This window comes from Uliginosibacterium sp. TH139, assembly GCF_002855595.1.
Taxonomy (GTDB): Bacteria; Pseudomonadota; Gammaproteobacteria; order Burkholderiales; family Rhodocyclaceae; genus Uliginosibacterium; species Uliginosibacterium aquaticum.
Genome location: NZ_PKRR01000012.1, coordinates 24,213 through 39,922, shown reverse-complemented (window position 1 = coordinate 39,922; position 15,710 = coordinate 24,213). Strand labels below are relative to the sequence as shown.

General features: G+C 64.5%; 16 protein-coding genes. 6 read left to right on the top strand and 10 right to left on the bottom strand.

Features of this window, described 5'->3' with window-relative positions:
- Nucleotides 1-7: 7 nt before the first annotated feature.
- From C0V76_RS18655 to C0V76_RS18630, 6 genes are read right to left on the bottom strand one after another with little or no spacing between them, the layout of a single operon-like run.
- Nucleotides 8-538: a DUF3833 domain-containing protein gene (locus tag C0V76_RS18655; RefSeq protein WP_101944420.1), complete on the bottom strand. Its 531-nt coding sequence runs from the start codon at nt 536-538 to the stop codon at nt 8-10.
- Complete coding sequence (locus C0V76_RS18650; RefSeq protein WP_101944419.1) at nt 535-1,800, bottom strand: MFS transporter; 1,266 nt, start codon at nt 1,798-1,800, stop codon at nt 535-537. The genes C0V76_RS18655 and C0V76_RS18650 overlap by 4 nt, the downstream gene beginning before the upstream one ends.
- Nucleotides 1,797-2,315, bottom strand: a complete 519-nt coding sequence (locus C0V76_RS18645) for a chalcone isomerase family protein (protein ID WP_101944418.1) — start codon at nt 2,313-2,315, stop codon at nt 1,797-1,799. Before C0V76_RS18645 ends, C0V76_RS18650 begins: the two co-directional genes overlap by 4 nt.
- 5 nt (nt 2,316-2,320) lie before the next feature.
- Complete coding sequence (locus C0V76_RS18640) at nt 2,321-3,568, bottom strand: cyclopropane-fatty-acyl-phospholipid synthase family protein (RefSeq protein ID WP_101944417.1); 1,248 nt, start codon at nt 3,566-3,568, stop codon at nt 2,321-2,323.
- The gene (locus tag C0V76_RS18635) at nt 3,565-4,329 is read right to left on the bottom strand and encodes a DUF1365 domain-containing protein (RefSeq protein ID WP_101944416.1); all 765 of its coding nucleotides are present in this window, start codon (nt 4,327-4,329) and stop codon (nt 3,565-3,567) included. Before C0V76_RS18635 ends, C0V76_RS18640 begins: the two co-directional genes overlap by 4 nt.
- Nucleotides 4,326-5,681 (bottom strand): NAD(P)/FAD-dependent oxidoreductase, encoded by a 1,356-nt coding sequence (locus tag C0V76_RS18630; protein WP_101944415.1) that lies wholly within the window; start codon nt 5,679-5,681, stop codon nt 4,326-4,328. Before C0V76_RS18630 ends, C0V76_RS18635 begins: the two co-directional genes overlap by 4 nt.
- A gap of 157 nt (nt 5,682-5,838) precedes the next feature.
- On the opposite strand from C0V76_RS18630, the gene C0V76_RS18625 reads away from it, so the two are divergent.
- From C0V76_RS18625 to C0V76_RS18600, 6 genes are all read left to right on the top strand, one after another.
- Nucleotides 5,839-6,816 carry a MerR family transcriptional regulator gene (locus tag C0V76_RS18625; protein ID WP_101944414.1) on the top strand — a complete coding sequence of 326 codons (978 nt, stop codon included), beginning with the start codon at nt 5,839-5,841 and terminating at the stop codon, nt 6,814-6,816.
- Between the two features lie 70 nt (nt 6,817-6,886).
- Nucleotides 6,887-8,503, top strand: coding sequence for a methyl-accepting chemotaxis protein (locus C0V76_RS18620; protein WP_101944413.1), 1,617 nt, complete (start codon nt 6,887-6,889; stop codon nt 8,501-8,503).
- Between the two features lie 81 nt (nt 8,504-8,584).
- Entirely contained in the window at nt 8,585-9,073 is a 489-nt protein-coding gene (gene rfaE2, locus C0V76_RS18615; protein WP_101944468.1) for a D-glycero-beta-D-manno-heptose 1-phosphate adenylyltransferase, read from the top strand.
- A 227-nt stretch (nt 9,074-9,300) separates the two neighbouring features.
- Complete coding sequence (locus C0V76_RS18610) at nt 9,301-10,542, top strand: pectinesterase family protein (protein WP_101944412.1); 1,242 nt, start codon at nt 9,301-9,303, stop codon at nt 10,540-10,542.
- 116 nt (nt 10,543-10,658) lie between these two features.
- Nucleotides 10,659-11,591 carry a cysteine synthase A gene (cysK, locus tag C0V76_RS18605; protein WP_101944411.1) on the top strand — a complete coding sequence of 311 codons (933 nt, stop codon included), beginning with the start codon at nt 10,659-10,661 and terminating at the stop codon, nt 11,589-11,591.
- A 96-nt stretch (nt 11,592-11,687) separates the two neighbouring features.
- Nucleotides 11,688-12,833 (top strand): MalY/PatB family protein, encoded by a 1,146-nt coding sequence (locus C0V76_RS18600; RefSeq protein WP_101944410.1) that lies wholly within the window; start codon nt 11,688-11,690, stop codon nt 12,831-12,833.
- On the opposite strand, the gene C0V76_RS18595 is transcribed toward C0V76_RS18600, so the two are convergent.
- Genes C0V76_RS18595 through C0V76_RS19975 form a run of 4 tightly spaced genes read right to left on the bottom strand, consistent with a single transcriptional unit; the run spans nt 12,830 to nt 15,555 of the window.
- Nucleotides 12,830-13,525: a GntR family transcriptional regulator gene (locus C0V76_RS18595; RefSeq protein ID WP_101944409.1), complete on the bottom strand. Its 696-nt coding sequence runs from the start codon at nt 13,523-13,525 to the stop codon at nt 12,830-12,832. The genes C0V76_RS18600 and C0V76_RS18595 overlap by 4 nt on opposite strands.
- 37 nt (nt 13,526-13,562) lie before the next feature.
- Entirely contained in the window at nt 13,563-13,937 is a 375-nt protein-coding gene (locus C0V76_RS18590) for an AtzH-like domain-containing protein (RefSeq protein ID WP_101944408.1), read from the bottom strand.
- Entirely contained in the window at nt 13,937-15,358 is a 1,422-nt protein-coding gene (locus C0V76_RS18585; protein WP_173894020.1) for an AtzE family amidohydrolase, read from the bottom strand. Before C0V76_RS18585 ends, C0V76_RS18590 begins: the two co-directional genes overlap by 1 nt.
- On the bottom strand, nt 15,355-15,555 hold the full coding sequence (locus tag C0V76_RS19975; RefSeq protein WP_158239291.1) for an AtzG-like protein: 201 nt from the start codon (nt 15,553-15,555) through the stop codon (nt 15,355-15,357). Before C0V76_RS19975 ends, C0V76_RS18585 begins: the two co-directional genes overlap by 4 nt.
- Nucleotides 15,556-15,710: the final 155 nt, after the last annotated feature.

Genomic DNA, 15,710 nt, shown 5'->3' with positions numbered 1-15,710 from the left:
GCTGAACTCAGTCCTGTTTCGTAAATGACAAGGTCACCTGCCCCAGCTCGAAGCCGAATTTGCTCATGAAGGAGCGGTTGAGCATCACCTTGTCATCGATGAGGTACATCCAGTCATCGAAATTCACGTTGTACACCTTGCCATCCACCGGCAGGGCCAGCACATAGCGCCAGCGCAGCGCATTGCCGGCCAGCTCGCCACGCGCCTCGCCCACTACGTCGTCCGCGCGGCCAATGTAGCTGCCGTCAGGCTGGCGCGTGAGGGTCCAGATGCGCTTCTGCTTGGTGCCGTCCGAATAGGTGAAATCCTCGTCCAGCGTGCCGACCTCGCCCTGCCAACTGGCCCGCATTGCCACATGAAAGCGTTTGATCACCTTGCCGGAGCGATCCTGGAACATGCCCCAGGCATCCAGACGGCCATTGAAGTACTGCCGCAAATCGAGCGCGGGTTTTTCGGCACGGTAGTCCCCCACCTCGACGCTGGCGCAGCCCGCCAGCAGGAACAGGCCTGCGATCAGCCCGAGCAGTGTGCGTTTCATGATGCGATCTCCTTGCGCTGCCGAATGAGCAGCAGCAGTGACATGAGTTTGAGAAACGCCGGAACCCCGGCATAGATCCAGGCCAGTGCCAGCAAGCCGGTTTCATCCCGCCCGCCCGGCACATAACCCAGCCAGCCCAGCAGGGGCAGCGACACGCCAGCTGCCAGCGCGAGATTCAGTTTGGCGACGAAGTTCCACCAGCCAAAGTAACTGCCCGCCCCGCCCCCTTCGCGCGTAATCAGGTCCGCGAGAATGGAGGGCGGCAAAGCCAGATCCGCCCCCAGCGCAATCCCCGACAGCGCACAGATCAGGCCAAAAGCCAGCACTTCGCCTGCGCCCAGCGTGGCAGCCCAGCCAAAGACGCCCACCGCCAGCAGCATGCCGCAGCCCCAGGCGAAGATCTTGCCGCGCCGCCGTGCCAGCCACACCCACAGCGGCAGGCCCGCCGCCCCGGCCACGAAGTAGATGGCAAGGAAGGAACCAGACTGCGCCTCGGCCTGCAACACATCGGCTACGAAAAAAAGCAGCAGCGAGGCCGGAATTGCCGCCGCAATGCCGCTGAGCGCGAAAACCGCCAAGAGGCGCCGAAAGCGCCGACTGCGCAAAGCCGCATGCAGACTCATGCGGGCTGCCGGAGCGAGCGCCGCAAGCGGTGCAAGCCGACGCAGCGCCAGTACAGCCAGCACCAGAACCCCGGCAAACAACCAGGCCAGCCGTGCCAGGCCCTCGGCCAGTGTCGCCCCAAGCAGGCCTGGCAGCACAGCGGCCAGCACCACACCGAACAAGGCCAGCCCCTCACGTATGGCGGTAATGCGGGTGCGCTCCTGCGGATCCGGCGAAAGCTCGGCCCCCAGCGCATGGTGATTGACCGAAGCCAGCGAATAGCCCAGATAGACCAGCAGCAGCATGCCCAGCAACCAGGCCGCGCCCGCCCCGACCGGGGGCTGCACCAGACCGAGAAAACCAGCACCCAGCAATGGCACGGCCGCAAAAATGGCCCGGCGCCGATCCCGGGCACGATCGCCCCAGCAGCCGATCAGCGGGTCGATGACGGCATCCCACAAACGCGCCGCGAGCAGCACTGCGCCGATCGTGGCAAGCGACAAACCAAAGTCGGCGTAGAGCTTGGGTAGATGGACATAGATCGGCAGGGCCACGAAGGCCAGCGGCAAACCCAGCAAACCGTAAGCCAGCAAGCTTGCGGCGGAGAGCTTGGGCACCGTGGCGGAAGACGCACGCGCACCGGCCGCGTCGCTGCTCATCCGCGCAAACCCAGCAAGCGTTCGCGCAATGCCGGCTCACGGGTACGCGGATCTAGCCAGATATCAAAGAAGGCGTGCGCGAACTCCAGATCCGTCACTTCCGCGCGCAGCTGCTCACCGAACCAGAACTGCACACCGCGCCCGGGCAGAAACACGCCAGTGATGCTGTCCCCGGCCCGCACATCCGGAAAGGCGCGGGTCATGTGCTCACGCCAGCGCACGAGCTGCACTTCATCGCGGTAGCCCAGGCGGCGCAACTCGCCCACGCTGGCATCCACGATCCGCCCCCCGGGAATCTCACGGGCATAGGTCAGCTTGAGCGCAAAGGGCCCCTCGCGTGACCATCCGGCACCGCGCACCCACAGCTCGGCGCCATACAGGCGCAGGCCGAACCAGCGCATCTCACCCTGGCCCAGCGCCCGCCAGTCCGGCGCGTTCTGGCGTGCGGCCTCGGGCAGCGCAAAGACGCTGCCGGCGAACAGGCTGATGAGCAGGAGGCACAGAACGCGGAGCATGGCGTTCAAGCCCCGCGGTGGCTCAGCACGTACTGCCACACATCCGTATTGCGGGCGCGGAAGCCGGCTTCGCAGTAGCCGAGGTAGAACTGCCACATGCGCACGAAACGTGCGTCAAAACCTTGCGCATGCACCGCATCAAGCTGTGCATTGAAGCGCTGCAGCCACTCGTTCAGAGTGCGCGCGTAATCCAGTCCGAAGGCACGCTCGGCCACTGGCTGCAGGCCAGCCTTGGCGGACTGGGCACGAAACACCTCCGGCGAAGGCAGCATGCCGCCTGGGAAGATGTAGCGCTGGATGAAGTCCACATCCTTGCGGTAGTGGGCAAACAGGCGATTGTCGATAGTGATCGCCTGGACCACGGCTCGCCCGCCCGGCTTGAGCAGGGCGCGCAGTTGAGCGAAGTAGGAAGGCCAGAAGGCCTCGCCCACCGCCTCGATCATCTCAATGGAGACGATGTGGTCGTACTGCCCGGTGAGATCGCGGTAATCGCAGAGTTTGAATTCAGCGCGGTCCGCGAAGCCTTCGCGCTCGGCGCGCTCGCGCGCCCAGGCCAGCTGCTCGTGTGAGAGCGTCACCCCGCTCACGCGGGCGCCGAACTCCTTGCATGCAACCTCGGCCAGCCCACCCCAGCCGCAGCCGATCTCAAGAATATGCTGACCCGGTTGCACCCCGATGCTGCGCAGGGCGTGGCGATACTTCTCAAGCTGGGCCTCCTCGAAGCTGGCGTCCGGGGTCGGCCACAGGGCGCTGGAGTAGCTCATCGTGCGATCGAGCCACAGGCGATAGAAATCGTTGCCAAGGTCGTAATGCGCCTCGATGTTCTTCTTAGAGCCACGCCGGGTATTGGCGCGCAGGCGATGCCACAGCCAGTGCCCGGCCAGGCGCAGGGCATTGCCATGAATGGCCCGCTCCAGCACAGCGCGGTTCTGGGCCAGCAGGGTCAGCAGCGCCGGCAGATGGTCCGTCTCCCAGGCGCCGTCCATGAAGGCTTCAGCGAAACCAATGGAACCGGCGGCGAGGATGCGGCCGAAAACGGCTTCGTCATGCAGGGTGAGCGTAGCTGCCTGTGGCCCGCTGCCCAGGAGATGGCTGCTGCCATCGGGCAGGCGCAGCAGCAGGCTACCGCCTTCGATCCTGGCCAGCATGTCCAGCAACAGGCGCATGGCGCGGGAGGGCTTGCGGCGCAGTGCCGGCAAAGTGGGGCTGAGTTCAGCAGCGTTGATCACGCTGCCATCGCTTCGGGCGTTCATGTGGTCTCCTCGATCGGAGCTGCGGGTTTGCGGAAAAAAGTGACGCGCCGGGCCAGCAGGCGCAGCGCCTGAAGATTGATGCGGGCCACCACACCAAGCGTGAGCAGCGGGCAACGCAGCCAGGCCTTGAATAGGTTCGCTGCGCTCAGGGGCTGCAGGCGGCCGGAGACGCGGGTCGCGAGCTGCAGCAAGCCACCGTCGAAATAATCGATCACCACCGCCAGATGCTGGCCGGCGGTATGGAAACGGAAGCGGTATTCGCCGCGCACCGGATAGAAAGGCGAAACATGGAAAACCTTACGCGCACGCAGCTCATCGCCAGCCCGGATTTCGCGCTGGTCTTCATGCGCAATCAGGTAGTTGTGGCGCTCGCCAAAGGTGTTGCTTACCTCGGCCAGCACCGCCCGCACGCGGCCCTCCCGATCCAGGCAATACCAAAAGCTGACCGGGTTGAAGACAAAGCCAAAGAGGCGCGGCATGGTCTGCAGCATCACTTCGCCATCGCAGACCTCCGCCAGCCCCTTGCGCTGCAGGATGGCCCGCAACCAGGGCAGCAAGGGCGAGCCATCACGCGCACCGTGATCCCTGCGGTAGAAGGAAAACAGACGCAGGCGCTCGATTCCCAGCAGCGGCGAAGCGGCATCTTCGAGACGCGAGAGTGGCAGGCAGACGGTGAACATGGCGTAGCTGAAGCGGTTCGTGACCGGCGCGAAGCGCTCATGCATCACCGCGCCAAACGCCAGGCCAGGCGCGGTGTTCATGCCGTCGCTCCGGCGAAATCGAACTGACGCGCCTTCCAGGGCGCCACCACGCCGAGCATGGCGGCCACGTCGACTGCGGACTTGATGCCATCTTCATGAAAACCATAGCCCGTCCAGGCGCCTGCAAACCAGGTGTGTTGCTGGCCCTGCAGCATCGGCAGATGCGCCTGGGCATCGATGGCTCGCTGATCGAAGACCGGATGGTCGTACTCGAAGCTGGCAATCAGATGCTCTGGTGCGGGCTCCCGGAAGGGGTTCAGTGACACCACCACCGGTGATTTGAAAGGCAGCGGCTGGAGCTGGTTGAGCAGATAGGACACGCTCACCGGACGCTGATCGGCCTGGCCGGTGCCGGTCAGGTAGTTCCACGCAGACCAGACTTTCTGCCGCGCCGGCAGCAGCGCCGGATCAGTGTGCAGCAGTGCGCGATTGGGCTGATAGCGCACCGCACCGAGCACCGAGCGCTCCCCCACGCTGGCCTGGTCACCCAGGATGCGCAAAGTGGTGTCGCTATGACAGGCAAACACCACGGCATCGAAATGCTCGGCACCGGCCGCCGTCAGCACGCTCACGCCCGCAGCATCGCGACGCACGCCGGCCACCGGTGAATTCAGACGCAAATCGGGAATACCCGGCAACATCCGCTTCACGTATTCACGCGAGCCGCCCCGCACCGTCATCCACTGCGGGCGATCGAGCACCTGGAGCAAGCCATGGTTGTGGCAGAACCGCAGGAAGGTGGCGAGCGGATAAGCCAGCATCTGCTCGGTAGGGCAGGACCAGATCGCCGCCCCCATCGGCAGCAGATACCAGTGGCGAAAGGCCTCGCCATAGCCGTTGGCGTCAAGGTATTCACCGAGCGAAACATCCGGCGCCGCATGTTCGCGCGCCAGCCGAGTAGTCTCGGCATTGAAGCGGCGCAGATCGCGCAGCATGCCCCAGAACGCGGGCCGCACCAGATTCGAATACTGGGCAAAGAGGGTCGTGAGGTCGGTACCGGCCCACTCGATGCCCTCCTGCTGCAGGCTCACGCCGAAGGACATGTCGCTTGCAGCGATCGGCACATCCAGCGCACGGAACAGGCCACACAGATTTGGATAGGTGCGGCGATTGAAAACCAGAAAACCGGTATCAACCGGATGCGTCACGCCATCAACCGTGATGTCCACCGTATTGGCGTGGCCACCGGCGTAGTGGCCGGCCTCGAACAACGTCACCGCATGCCGACGCCCAAGCAGCCAGGCCGTACCGAGACCAGCAATCCCGCCACCGATCACCGCAATCCGGCGTGAGGCGCCTGAATCGCGGCGTGATAAGGCCTCTCCCCCTGCGGGGATATCGTTCAATTTCATTGCAGGCTCCGGTCGGGTGGGCTTCAGCCCTTGGAATGCGGCTCGTTCAGGGACGTAACGGTCATGCTTTGCGGGGGATCCGAATCAAGTTTTGTCCTAGACAAACCAGATGCGTGACTCTACGATAGACAGCAGATTGATACAGGTCAACTATTGAATGTCTTCCTCCAGACTATCGCCGCGCAGCAAACTGGCCACCGCCATAGGCGATCAGCCCTCGTCTGCAGAAACACGGCCGGACGCGCCAGGCCTGCTCTCAATCGCCGCCGTGGAGCGGGATACCGGCCTGCTCAAGGACACCCTGAGGGTCTGGGAGAAGCGCTATGGCTTCCCGCAACCCTTGCGTGATGCCAATGGCGAGCGCATTTATCCGCGCGAACAGGTTGAGCGCCTGCGCCAGATCCGCCGCCTGATGGACCAGGGTCATCGCCCGGGAAAACTCTTTGCCGCCTCGCCGACTGATTTCGCTGCGCTGCTGGTGCAGCGCGATGCGCCTGCCGCTCTACCTGCCGAGATCCAGGGGATGCTCGGCTTGCTACAAGCCAGTGCAGCAGACGCTCTTAGTTCAGCACTCCAGGAACGCCTGCAGGCGCTCGGGCTGGAAGACTTTGTGCTCCACTTCGCCACCCCGCTGTCGATCGCTATCGGAGCGGCCTGGGCGCGCGGCGAACTCGGAGTGGCGCATGAGCATTTATATACAGAGCAGATGCAGAACCTGTTGCGGGCGGCACTCACAACCCTGCCCATCCGCACCGGCAGCCCGCGCGTGCTGCTGACCACCTTTCCGAACGAATTGCACAGCCTCGGCCTGCTCTTTGCCCAGGCCCTGCTCGCCAGCCATGGTGCGGCCTGCACCTCACTGGGCGCCCAGACACCGCTGGAAGACATCCGCAAGACGGCGCAGAACGGCGGCTTCGACGTCATCCTGCTGTCCTTCAGCGGCGCCTTTCCAGCCCGCGCGGCCTTCAACGGCCTGCGCACCCTGGCCGCCGATCTTGCCCCCGGCACACAGATCTGGGCCGGAGGACGCCACCTTGCCGACAAGCCTGCCGCCATTGACGGTGTGCGCTATCTGGCTGGCATGGCAGACACCCTGCTCGCGCTGCACGACTGGCACGCCACGTCCCCGTCCTGAAGGACAGTCAAGTCATTTCCTGCTCTTGCCGTTGACAGGCTTCTGGATCTGTCCAAAAGGGAACATGACCATGAAGCTGAGTACCCGACTGATCGTGATGATCGCCATGGGCGCCGTGGGCTTGCTGCTGGTAGGCAGCTTCGGCCTCTACAGCCTGCGTGCCAGCATGCAGGCTGAGCGCCATGCCCAGATCGAAAATCTGCTGAAGATGTCGATCGGCCTCTTCGAGCACCTGCACGCCCAGGAAACCTCCGGCAAACTCAGCCGCCAGGAAGCCCAGGCACGCGCGGCTGAAGCACTCGCCGGCCTGCGCAACGAAAACAACTACCTGTTCGCACGCAACGCGGAGGACGTCTTCGTTGCCCACGTCAATCCGGCCCGCCTCGGCAAGGTGGACAAAGGCGCCAAGATGGCCGATGGCCGCCATGTCGTCGAGGTCTACCGCGAAGCGCTAGCCAAGCAGGGCAAGATCGCCTTTGCCGACATCCCCACCGCCAAACCCGGCGCCAAGCCCGAAGACCTCCTGAACAAGCTCAACGGCGTGACCGTGTTCGAGCCCTGGGGCTGGACGGTCGGCACCGGCTTCTTCACCGACGATATCGATGCCACCTTCCTCTCCTACGCCCTGCGCATGCTGCTGGTCAGCGCTCTGATCCTCGCGGCCTCGATCGGCTTTGCCATCTACTCCTCGCGACGCATCTACGCCCAGCTCGGCGGCGATCCGGCCTATGCTGCCGAAATGGTCAACCACATGGCCGCCGGCGAGCTGAATCTGAGCCTCGGCAGCCCCCCGCCGGGCAGCCTGATCGCCTCACTGGCGAGCATGTGCGAGAGCCTCAAGGCCATGATCAGCCAGATTCAGGCTCAATCATCAGCGCTGGCTCGCACGGCCGGCGAGATCGACCGCACCATGAGCGAAATCAGCGAGGCGGCTACCGACTCTGCCGAAGCCACGGCGTCTACCGCCGCCTCGGTCGAGGAGATGACGGTCAGCGTAGGCATGATTGCCGACAGTGCTCACGAAACCGAAGGTCATTCCAGTCACACGGCGGAACTGGCCAGCAGCGGGGAAGGCCAGATAGCCGGCGCCGCCAGCGAATTCCAGAAGGTCGCCCAGCAAATCGACTCGGCCACCCACCAGATCGGCAAGCTGGACCAACAATCACGCCAGATCGGCGGCATCGCCAACGAGATTCAGGAGATTGCCGAGCAGACCAATCTGCTCGCCCTGAATGCCGCCATCGAAGCAGCGCGGGCAGGAGAACAGGGACGCGGCTTCGCCGTGGTGGCTGACGAGGTTCGCAAGCTGGCCGAGCGCACCGCGCGCGCCACCCAGGAAATCAACCGCACCATCATCGCCATCCAGGCCGAAATCAGCGCCGTGGTCAGCAGCATGCAGGCGGCCGGGCCACAGGTGACGCAAAGCGTTTCACGTGCAGAAGAGGCTGCCTGCTCGCTGCGCGAGATCAGCAGCAGCACCCGCTCCACGCTCGACAAGATCCACGATGTGGCGCACGCCACCGCCGAACAGAACGCGGCCAGCACCAATATCGCCACCCAGGTCGAGCGCATCGCCACCATGCTCGAAGAGGCCGAGCGCTCGGTGCGCGGTGCCAGTGAATCGGTGTCCTCGCTGAGCGTGATGGCGCGCGATATCAATGTCGCGCTGGAGCGTTTCAGGGTCTGAGCAAGCGGCGCTTCGGCAAGCCGCGCCAGGCCCGGCGTGGCTGCTAAACTGGCGGCTTCAACCCTTTGCATGCCTGCCGCCATGAGCTACGCCCGCCCCGAATTCGAATCCCGCATCGTCGCCCCCGAAGATCTCGCCCGCCGCATCGCCGAATTGCCGCGCCCGCTGGTGTTCACCAACGGCTGCTTCGACATCATCCACCGCGGCCATGTGACCTATCTGGCCCAAGCACGTGCACTCGGCGCCTCGATGATCGTGGCGCTGAACACCGACGCTTCCGTAAAACGTCAGGGCAAGGGCGATGACCGCCCGATCAACACCCAGGAAGATCGCGCCGCCGTAATGGCCGCCCTGCGCTGTGCCGACATGGTGACCTGGTTCGACGAGGACACGCCCATCGCACGCATCCTCGAATGCCGCCCCGATATCCTGGTCAAGGGTGGCGACTGGCCGGTCGAGAAGATCGTCGGCTACACCGAAGTACTCGGCTGGGGCGGCAGCGTACACTCCATCCCCTTTGAAGTGGATCGCTCCACCACCGCCCTGCTCGGCAAGATCCGTTCGCTCTGAGCACCACCAACGCCCGTCACACGGCTTTTCGCGCCTCCTCCTTTTCGTCATTTTCAATTCCCTGACCGACACCTTCCGCTTGTTTTGCGGTGGGGTCGGCATTCGCTCGTTGTTCCCGGCCAACATGCAAAAGAAATGCACTTGGCAGAGGCTGGGGCAGCGGCGTAGATTCCTGTTTCCGGTTCCACGAGCAGGGTTCTGCCTGCTCCATTCCAAGGAGGATTTGCGTGAAGACTTATCAGAAGACTCTGAGCCTTGCCGTGTTGTCTGCCCTGCTGCTGGGCGCCTGCGCCACGTCGCTGGAAGGCCCGCTGGCCACCAGCACCGCCAAGCGTCCGCAACTGGCCGTCGACAAGGCGGCCGGCCAGACCATGGCGGCCTATTTCGCCAAGGGCGGCCTGATCGAAGAGCCGAGCAATGATCCGTGGGACCCGCTCACCAATGGCATCGGCGATGTCGCCAAGCTCAAGCCCACCTACATCGTCGCGGCCGATGGCAGCGGCACACACAAGACCATCCAGTCGGTTGTCGACACCCTCACCGCCAAGGGCGGCAGCGAGCGCGTGTATGTACTGGTCAAGCCCGGCACCTACCGTGAACAGATCTGCCTGAAGGAAACCGCACCGGTCACCTTCTATGGCCTGGACGGCGATGCCAGCAAGGTGCTGATCGTGAGCAACCTCGCCAGCGGCAGCAAGAAGGACAAGGAAGCCACCGCCAACGCCTGCGAAGGCCGCAAAGGCGCTGACACCTACGGCACCTCCGGCAGCAGCACCTTCCTCGCCTACTCGGATGGCTTCCAGGCCAAGAACCTGACCATCTCGAACGACTACGACGAGCGCCCCAATCCCAAGAGCGGCACCCAGGCGGTGGCCCTGAACACCCGCGGTGACAAGGTGATCCTCGACAATGTGCGCCTCCTCGGCAATCAGGACACGCTGATGGTGAAATCAAAGGATCGCGCCACGATCAATCGCGTCTTCATCACCAACAGCTACATCGAGGGTGATGTGGACTTCATCTTCGGCCACGCTGTGACTGTTTTCGACAAGGTGGAATTCAAGTCCCTGACCGATCGTGAAGGCGCCGAAGGCGGCTTCGTGTTCGCCCCCAGCCATCCCGACATCTACCCCTTCGGCTATCTGGTGACCAACTCCAAGTTCACCTCGGATGCCAACAAGGAAGGCAAGAAGATCAGCCTGGGCCGTGCCTGGGATGACAGCAGCGGCACCTACAAGGCCAAGGACGACAAGGTACACATGCCCAATGGCATGCTGGTAATCCGCAGCTCCTGGATCGGCGCTCACATCGACGCCGAGTCACCCTGGAACAAGGCCGCCACCACCAGCCGCCCCTTCGATTCCGAGAAGGCGCAGACCGTGCAGTTCGGCAACCCGAAGGTCGCCACCGTGTTCCCGGCCAACCGCCTGTTCGAGTTCCGCAACTCGGGCCCGGGTGCGGCCAAGTAAGCATGCACTGAATCCACAAGGGGCCTTTGGGCCCCTTTCTCATTCCCCTTGCCAGGCTCCTCATTCCAGCGGGCCCGGCATAGAATCGCCCGGTATTCCACTCAAGGAGAGACTGCATGAAGATCGCCGCCAATGTCACCGAGCTGATCGGCAACACCCCGCTGGTGCAACTCAATCGCCTCGCCGCCGGCATCAACGGCCGCGTGCTGGCCAAACTCGAGTTCTTCAACCCGGCCCACAGCGTGAAGGACCGGATCGCCGCAGCCATGATCGAAGCGGCCGAGAAGGCCGGCAAGATCGGCCCGGACACCATCGTGCTGGAGCCAACCTCCGGCAACACCGGCATCGGTCTGGCCATGGTCTGTGCGGCCAAAGGCTACAAGTGCGCCTTCGTAATGCCCGAAACCATGAGCCGTGAGCGCCGCCTGCTGCTCAAGGCCTACGGTGCCGAGCTGATCCTCACCCCGGGGCCGGAAGGCATGCCGGGCGCGATCAAGCGCGCGCAAGACCTTGCCGCTGCGGACTCACGCTACTTCATCCCGCAGCAGTTCGAGAACCCGGCCAACCCCGAGATTCACCGCCACACCACGGCCGAAGAAATCTGGCGCGACACTGACGGCACCGTCGACCTCTTCGTCGCCGGCGTCGGCACCGGTGGTACGGTCACTGGCGTGGGCGAAGTGCTCAAGGCCAAGAAACCCTCAGTACAGGTCTTTGCCGTGGAACCCGACGCCAGCCCGGTGCTCTCCGGTGGCGCGCGCGGCCCGCACCCGATTCAGGGCATCGGAGCCGGCTTCGTGCCGGGCATCCTCAACACCGGCGTGTATGACGAAGTACTGCGCGTGAGCAACGCTGACACCTTCGACATCGCCCGCCGAATGGCCACCGAAGAAGGCCTGCTGGTCGGCATTTCCAGCGGTGCAGCGGTTTCGGCAGCGCTGGCCGTGGCGCGCCGCCCGGAGAATGCCGGCAAGACCACTGTGGTGATCATCCCGAGCTTCGGTGAGCGTTATCTCTCCACCCCGCTGTTTGAGCATTTGGCAGTCTGAGCCAGCTCAAACCTGCTTCAAGGAGGGCGCTGCGGCGCCCTCTTCTTTTACGCGCGCCCGCCCTACAATCCCTGATCACTTCAGGAATTCCACACCATGGCTTTTGACTTTGATACCCCGCCCGACCGCCGTCACTCAGACAGCATCAAGTGGCAACGCTATGCTCATCGCGACGTGCTGCCAATGTGGGTGGCCGATATGGATTTCGCCGCGCCCCCCGCCGTGCGTGAAGCCCTTCAGGCCCGTCTCGATCACGGCGTATTCGGCTATGCCCATGTCTCCACAGCCCTGCGCGAAGCCATCGTGGAAGGCATCGCGCGCGATCACGACTGGCAGATCGAGCCAGACTGGCTGGTTTTCCTGCCCGGCGTGGTACAAGGCTTCAACCTCGCCTGCCGCCTCGCTGGCGACCCCGGCGACGGCGTGCTGACCTTCCCGCCGATCTACCCGCCGATGCTGCTGGCGCCGGACAATCACCAGCGCCGCCTGGTGCGCAGCGAGCTGGTGCTCAAGGGCGGGCGCTGGGAATATGACTGGAATGGCCTCGACGCACTGCTCGCCACCCAGAGCGCGCGCCTCCTGATGCTGTGCAATCCGCACAACCCGGTCGGCCGAGTGTGGACCCGCGAAGAGCTCACCCGCCTCGCATGGCACGCCGAAAAACATGACTGGCTGATCTGCTCGGATGACATCCACTGCGGCCTGGTGATCGATTCGGCCCAGCCCTATCTGCCGATCGCCGCGCTGGATGAAGCCATTGCCCAGCGCAGCATCACCCTGATGGCGCCCTCGAAAACCTGGAACATCCCGGCCCTCGGCTGCGCCTTCGCAGTGATCCCGAATGCCCATCTGCGCAAACAATACCTGGCCAGCGCACGTGGCCTGATCCCGGACGTCAACGTGCTGGGCCTTGTTGCCTGCGAAGCGGCCTACCGTGACGGCGGCCCTTGGCGTGAAGCCCTGCTGGCCTACCTGCAGAGCAATGCGCGCGCCCTGCTGGCGGGTGTGAATGCCCTGCCGGGCCTCTCCATGGCGCCGGTGGAAGCCACTTATCTGGCCTGGCTGGACTGCCGCGGGCTGGGCCTCACCGACCCGCAGCGCCACTTCGAACGACACGGTCTGGGACTCTCGGACGGCCGCGACTTCGGCCTGAACGGCTTCCTGCGCCTGAACTTCGGCTGCAGCCGGGCATTGCTGGACGAGGCCTTGCAAAGACTGGCCACCGCGGTGCGAGCAGTCTAACTCTGGCGCGCAGACTGGAGCCGGTGCAGGGTGATCTTGCGCACCTCGGCGCGGCTCTCGGCGATATGGCTGTTAAGCAGCAGCACAGCCTGATCGGCGCGCCGGCGCAGAATGGCCTGAAGGATCTGGGCGTGCTCCTCGTAAGTGCGCTCCACGCGGTAGCCCTGGGTGAAGTCCAGCCGACGGATGATGCGGATGCGCTCGATCACATCGTTATGCACGCGGGCCAGCTCAGGGTTGTTTGCCGCATCCACCAGGGTAGTGTGAAAGATTTCATCGAGCTCGGCCGCCGCGCGGGCATCGCGCACGCGCCCCTCCTCCGGCACCAGCCAGACGGCCTTGAGCACCTCCACATGGCTCAGATCGGTCTGGTCGCAGAGTTTTCGCACCGCCGCACTCTCAAGGATCATGCGCAGCTCGTAGAGATTCTCGAACATCACGAAATCAAAGGGACGCACGCTCCAGCCATTCCTGAAGTGCACGAACAGATACCCCTCCCGCTCCAGCCGGTAGAGCGCCTCGCGCACCGGCGTGCGGCTCACCCCAAGGCGCTCAGCCACCTGGCTCTCGGTGAAGCGATCGCCGGGCAGCAAACGGAATTCAAAAATGTCGTCCTTGACACGGGCATACACGTGATCGACACGCGAGCCGGCCAGGCCTGGGGAAGCGGAGGAGAGATCGTCTGGGCTCATGCGCACTTCAAGGCAGTGGAGGGCCAGCCATCGGGCATCATTCGCGATAGCTGATGTGAGCGAAGACGATACGCCAGTCTGTCCCGAAACGCACCCAGGTCTGGCTCTGGCGGCCGATGCGGCCATCCACACTACGCCGGAAAACGATGTTCACGGTGGCGCTGTGGGTGCCGAAACACACGATGCGCCGAGCCAGCCGTTCGCGCGCCAGGCCACGCAGCGGACGCGCCGCACGGAAAGCCCGGATCGTATCGATACCGACCTGCTCATCCGAAGCATTGACCCGTTCGACCCGACCATCCTTCCAGAACAGCTCGTCGAGCACGGCCAGATCGTTCACCAGTAAGGCCGCCTCGTAGCGATCCGAGGCCTTGCTCACCTCGGCACACATGCGTTCATCATTGATCGGCATTACCCCTCCCTGATCCACGGTTGACGAAAACACAGGCCCTGCGCCTCCAGAACCGCCGCCGCAGCCAGCGCCACATCCTCCCGGCCCGGCGCAGCAATCAGCTGGACACCAATCGGCAGGGCTGTGTCTGTGGGCAGCGGCACCGCCACCACTGGCAGGCCGATGAAAGAAATCGGCTGGGTCAGCAGGCCGATCGAGGGGCGCGTGGGCACCCGCCCGCCCGGCAAGTTCAGCTCGGGCTGGGCAATCGTCGTCGCCACGACCGGCGTAGCGGGCGCAATCAGCAGATCGAAGCGCTCGAAATAATCCAGCAGGCGCTGCAGAAAAACCTGCCGGAAGCGCTGGGCCTGCACATACCAGCTGGCTGGAATGAGGCTGCCAGCGAGCATGCGGTCCCGATTATTCGGCTCCATATCCTCATACCAAGTCTGCAAGGCCGGGCGGTAGAGCTGGCCGGATTCGCTGGCGGTGATCACGAAGGCTCCGGCGCGAGCTGCCGCCACATCGGCAATATCCAGCTCGTCGCTGGCGGCCAGCGCCTGCGCCACACGCTCGCTGGCTCGGCGCGCCTCCGGGCCGGACCATTGATCAAAGTAGCCACTCAGCCGCGCCACCCGCAGCGCTCCCGGCCCCTGCTGCTGCGCCTGTAGTACTGCGGCCTCGGTCGCCGCACCGACTACGCGCCGACAGGCCTGGTCCCGCAGATCAAGCCCGCTCAGCACATCGAAGATCCGCGCCAGATCACGTGGCGAACGCGCAAAGGGACCGACGTGATCGATGCTGTGCACAAAAGGCATGCTGCCGCCCCGTGAGAGCCCGCCGTAGGTGGGCTTGAGGCCGTAGATGCCACAGAAGGAAGCCGGCACGCGGATTGAGCCATTGGTATCCGAGCCCAGCGAGAAGGCGCACAGCCCCGCCGCGACCGCGGCGCCGCTGCCACCCGAGGAGCCGCCCGCCACGCGGTTAGGATCGAGCGGATTCCGGGTCACGCCATGAAAGCTGTTTTCGGTGGTGAAGCCATAGGCATACGCATCCATGTTCAGCCCACCCAGCAGACAGGCACCGGCCGCGGCCGAACGCGCGACCAGGGTGGCGTCCGCGGCCGCCGGGCCCGCAGTACGCGCGCGGTGCCCGCCGGCCAGGGTCGGCAGGCCGGCGATGTCGAACAGATTCTTCACGGCATAGGGCACACCAGCCAGCGGCGCCAGGGCTTCGCCCCGTGCCCGCTGCGCATCCACTGCGGCAGCCTCGCGCAGGGCGCGCTCGCGGGTCTGGTCGGTATAGGCAAGGAGCGCTCCATCCCGTTCATCCATGCGGGCAAAACTGGCTTCTGCCAGCTCACGTGCGCTCACCTCTCCGCCTGCCACCCCCTCCGCCATCTGCCAGGCATTGCGTCCCAGCCACGCCTCTGCGGCGCTCATGGGCGAAAGATCGGCGCCGGTTCCACGGCGGCCGCCAGTGGCAGTGCCAGCAGCGGCGCCGCCACACGCGCCACCAATGCCATCTGCTCCGCCACCCGCGCGAGCTGCGGCGCATCCAGCGCATACCCCTGCAGCACAGCCACCTGCTCTACATAGGCCAGCCAGGGGTTCTCCTTCATCACCACTTCGCTTTGCATGGGGGCTCCTCTTTCATGGGGTCTGGAAACAATCTTGCATACAAGATCAAATGCAATTTCTGTTCCCCTACTTGTGCCTCTGCTGAACAGCCCTCCCGCCACGCCCTCCCAAACCTTGTAGCGGCAAGCGCCCCAGCCTTCTCTGACTGATCCGC